This window comes from Ruegeria sp. K5 (assembly GCF_056531805.1).
Genome location: NZ_JBQFML010000027.1, coordinates 1 through 3,368, shown reverse-complemented (window position 1 = coordinate 3,368; position 3,368 = coordinate 1). Strand labels below are relative to the sequence as shown.

General features: G+C 57.3%; 5 protein-coding genes. All 5 read right to left on the bottom strand.

Annotation, left to right across the window (positions count from 1 at the left end):
• Positions 1-139: 139 nt before the first annotated feature.
• On the bottom strand, positions 140-301 hold the full coding sequence (locus ACR0MO_RS21590; protein WP_480893295.1) for a hypothetical protein: 162 nt from the start codon (positions 299-301) through the stop codon (positions 140-142).
• A 478-nt stretch (positions 302-779) separates the two neighbouring features.
• Positions 780-974, bottom strand: a complete 195-nt coding sequence (locus ACR0MO_RS21585) for a hypothetical protein (protein ID WP_480893293.1) — start codon at positions 972-974, stop codon at positions 780-782.
• A gap of 10 nt (positions 975-984) precedes the next feature.
• Positions 985-1,593, bottom strand: coding sequence for a hypothetical protein (locus tag ACR0MO_RS21580; protein WP_480893291.1), 609 nt, complete (start codon positions 1,591-1,593; stop codon positions 985-987).
• Entirely contained in the window at positions 1,590-1,898 is a 309-nt protein-coding gene (locus ACR0MO_RS21575) for a hypothetical protein (protein ID WP_271952857.1), read from the bottom strand. Before ACR0MO_RS21575 ends, ACR0MO_RS21580 begins: the two co-directional genes overlap by 4 nt.
• The gene (locus ACR0MO_RS21570; protein ID WP_480893289.1) at positions 1,895-3,241 is read right to left on the bottom strand and encodes a DUF3560 domain-containing protein; all 1,347 of its coding nucleotides are present in this window, start codon (positions 3,239-3,241) and stop codon (positions 1,895-1,897) included. The genes ACR0MO_RS21575 and ACR0MO_RS21570 overlap by 4 nt, the downstream gene beginning before the upstream one ends.
• Positions 3,242-3,368: the final 127 nt, after the last annotated feature.

Here is a 3,368-nt window from a genome sequence, read left to right as displayed (position 1 = left end):
CCTGGGCCACAGGGAGATCGCACTTGATTGGTTCGGGTCGGAGGCCGGTCTGCCGGCGTCCGACTAGCACGCGGTCACGCGCCCATAGGCGCGGGATTTGCCAGTGTCAGCCACCAACAACCCCATACCAATGCCGGGGCTATGGCTCCCGGCGTTTAGCTGTGAATGTGATCTTGATGACGATCAAGTTGACTTCGATGCTGAGGCTCAAGTCGATCTTCTGAAGCTGTTTTTTCACTGCTCTCAGACGACGAGCTGCAAGCCTGCGAAGCTGTTTGGATTTTTTGCGAATGTATTTCATGTCTGTCTCCTGTTGAAAATTCGCGGCTCTCGGACACGGCGGGAAAGCAGACCAGTCAACACGCGCGGCACGCGCCCCGGAGGGTTTGGTGTTTACTGGTTTGCGCGGCGTGTATCTTGGCCGCTCATTTTCAATGGGACAGATCGAAGGCAGGCGCGCAGGAAACCGGGGGTTCGCTTTGTAGCTGGCGAATTGGGGTGAAATGAACAGCGCGCGGAAGTTCTGAAGAACAGCAGTCGGCCCAGACTCGCGGCAACGATCGGGCCGACTGGCTCAAAAGAGCGTTTGTGTCGATTGCCGTCGACTCGGTGACGGTAGCACAGCACCAACGGCCATAAAAGTCGCTCAGGCCGCTAATGCGGCCCCGTGCGCTGGCAGCGCACCGTCCTGGTGAATTGGGGCTAACGGCCCCGGTTCGCCGGGACAACAAAGGGGAACAGACCAAAGCGCGCCACACATGGCGGCGCGCAAACGGTGGTCAAACCTCCTTTCCGTCGCTGTCAAACCGGCGAACTAACTGAAAATCAATGAAGCCGGACGAAACCAAATCGGCAAACTGTGCGCGGGCTTCGTCTGAATCGGCGTAGGTTTCCGGGTCGGCTCCATCCGGCAAGTCGATTTCGAAAAACTGCATTGCATCGCAAGCGATCCTGACAATTGGTTTTGTAGACATCGGCTTTCCCTCAGCGGCGGATTCTGATGATTTTCGTGTGAACGCTGGCCGTCGCAAAGGTGTCTGGCGGCAAGGTTTCGAGTTCTTCGGCCTCGTCGTGGTGGAAGGTGACAGGGACCAGGGCAACAAGGGTTGCCGGTTCGTCATGCCCACCCCGCCCTAGCAGGGACAAAGCCGCCTCGATGTGGGCGCGGACCTGCTTAAAAGGCGGGTTCATGATGATGCGGGGAAACTGCGCGCGGCCTTTGACTTCCTCCGCATAATCAAGAAAACAACGGTTGATCGTGGGGCCAATGGTGCGCAGCTTTGCCGCAAGCGTGTTGTGGCGCTCGATCATGGTCAATTCGCAAGTGCTGTGACCTGATGCAATCAGCGCCTTTGCGAGCTGGCCGGTTCCGGCGCTTGGCTCCAATGTCAGATAGTCACCTTGCGGCCCGAGATAACCAACCATCCGCGCAGCGACAGGATCAGGCGTAACGTGGCATTCGGTGAACTTATCAACGGCGATAACTTCGGGGGCCTTCAGCTCGTCCAGTTGGGGCGCGTCATGCCGCACCCTAACCGGAATGGTTAGGGGCTTGTTCGGGCGGTAGTAGATGCTTGGCCGTTTCTGAGTCATCGTCCTAGCCTTTCAACTTCAAGGGCGTTCGTGGCTTGGTTGACTATCCGTTGCGCCGTGTTGGCCTCGATTCCGGTCTCCATCAAGCGGCGCATTGTGACCGCCTTGCCCAGAACGGACAGGCGCGAAAATCCTTCCTGAACATACTCCATCGGGTCGGCTTCAACGATCTGGCATTCTCCCTCTGTGTGACCGTGGCTGATTGCCTTTTGCCGCATCCCCTGCAAATTCTCGGGCAGGATTGCCGCGCCCTGAGTGAGCGCGACAGCGTAGGTGTAAAGGTGGGTTTCCCAATGACGGGTCATTGCGCAATTTCCTCGTCAAAATCGGCGGGGGCGTCATGCTGCTTTTGATCGGTGATCAGGATAGCAGCCCACCCAGCCGAGAAACGCGGCCCTTCGTGGTTCGGGTTCGGTGCGATCCGCACCCGGAAAGCGCCACAAGCCGAAAGCCGCGTTCCCCTGTAGTCGGTGCCAATTTTGGCAAATTCCGCTTTGGTCATTTCCACCTGCGGCAAAAACTCGACTGTTCTATTCCACGGGTTGCGAACCAAAAATTTGCCGGTCTGCGCTTTGAAATTCAGAATAGGCGGCTTTGCCGGTTTCTTTTCGGGCGGCACGTATCCGCAAGACTGCATCAAATCGCGCCACTCATCGGCGGATAGCTCAACGGTGCTGCCATCGGCCACATGAGCGGGCAAAGGGGCGTCACACTCAACAGAAAACAGATCGTCATCGACCTTTTTCCCTTTGGGTTTGTCTGCGCCGTGTTCGCGGACAAACATTTGCAACAGGGTCGGCGTAATCTCACCTTCAAAGCGCGGCACGTCGCCCAGCATTTCGCGTTCATATGAAAGGCGGTTCAAGGTGTGAGTGATCCAGCGGGACAGGTTGTCATTCTCGATAGTGCGTTTTGCAGCCTCGATGCACTGCGCGCGGGCCTCCGCCGGTGTGGTCTTGCCGTCTGCGACTGCCGAATAGAGACCATAAGGCACCGAAGGGCTGCGGCCCAGAATGAAGCTGATTTGCTTGTCAGTGGTCGCGCTTTCCCACATTGCCAAGGCTTTATGCGCAGCGTTCAACCGGCGCTGAAGGTCGCGCAGCTCGGCCAGTAGTTTCTTGATCCGGCGCGCGCGCACCTTGGGGTCATTCTTCCGGTTTGCATGACGCTCGACACCTGCCGCGCGATATTGCCAATAACCGATAGCGCCATGAGCCTTAACGGCTTTGTCCATTGCGTTGTGCATCCGCTCTTGTGTCTTGCGGGCTTTGCGCTCGGAGTGATGCCCGACAAGAATAGGCTGACCAAATTCGAATGCGCGGGACAGTTCATCAGCGGCCCGGTGAAATGCGTTTGCCTGTTCGGCGCGTTTCTGTGCGATCCCGTCCAGGCGATCCGCTTTGATCTGCGCCCGTTCGGCCATTGTGGTTTCTTCGGGTTCAATCTCACCTGCCAGTTCAAGCGCAAGGTTTTCGCGGGCTACGGTCCACATAGGGGCGACGAACAATTCCTGTTTAGGTGCCCATTTGAAGCCTGCGGCTTTGACGCGCTCGTATGTGTCGGCGTCCAATCGCTCCGAGGCATACAAACGGATTTTATTGTCCTCGGGGGAGTAAGTTGCAGTGATATTAATATCAAAATCAGCCATTCGTGGCGTCTCCTTATCGTGGCGATGCGGTTGCCGATGTTTCCCGGCTATCCGCTAATGGGCGCGGCCTTCTGATCTGTTAGCTGATAGATGGACCACATCTATCGGCTGGCAGAACAGGAGGGCG

Coding starts and splice junctions, on each gene's coding strand:
- ACR0MO_RS21580 (WP_480893291.1), bottom strand. CDS start 1,593: ATGACTCAGAAACGGCCAAGCATCTACTACCGCCCGAACAAGCCCCTA.
- ACR0MO_RS21590 (WP_480893295.1), bottom strand. CDS start 301: ATGAAATACATTCGCAAAAAATCCAAACAGCTTCGCAGGCTTGCAGCT.
- ACR0MO_RS21585 (WP_480893293.1), bottom strand. CDS start 974: ATGTCTACAAAACCAATTGTCAGGATCGCTTGCGATGCAATGCAGTTT.
- ACR0MO_RS21570 (WP_480893289.1), bottom strand. CDS start 3,241: ATGGCTGATTTTGATATTAATATCACTGCAACTTACTCCCCCGAGGAC.
- ACR0MO_RS21575 (WP_271952857.1), bottom strand. CDS start 1,898: ATGACCCGTCATTGGGAAACCCACCTTTACACCTACGCTGTCGCGCTC.